This is a genomic window from Agrobacterium sp. MCAB5, assembly GCF_052114365.1.
Taxonomy (GTDB): domain Bacteria; phylum Pseudomonadota; class Alphaproteobacteria; order Rhizobiales; family Rhizobiaceae; genus Agrobacterium; species Agrobacterium tumefaciens.
Genome location: NZ_JBFREP010000356.1, coordinates 1 through 374 on the forward strand (window position 1 = coordinate 1; position 374 = coordinate 374).

Annotated in this window: 1 protein-coding gene; it reads right to left on the reverse strand. The window is 58.6% G+C overall.

Annotated elements, in window-relative coordinates; genetic code table 11:
* Nucleotides 1–374: alpha/beta fold hydrolase (locus AB4Z23_RS29010; protein WP_441361376.1), on the reverse strand; the 374-nt coding region annotated here is incomplete at both ends.

The following is a 374-nucleotide window of genomic DNA, read 5'->3' on the forward strand; positions in this document are numbered from 1 at the left end:
GGCCGAAACATAGTCATATTCGCGGCCATAAATCAGGCGTTCCGGCAGATTCCGATTGGCATGGAACGCGAAGTGCCAGATCTTTGCCGTCGTCGCCTCCCACTGGCTCCAGCCAGGAAGCGGAACATCGAGGACAGCAAGGTGAGTAACCGAATCTCGATAGATAGCGGCCAGCGGCAATGCGACCATTCCGCCAATGTCATGGCCACACACGGCATAGCGATTATGCCCAAGGGCGAGCATTACTTCGTGCGCGTCGCGCGCCATCGTCGCCTTGTCATAGCCGTCAAGCGGGCAGTCGGAAAAACCCGCACCGCGCAGATCAATCGCCACCACGCTAAAATGTTCGACCAGCAGCGGCATGACGTGGTGCC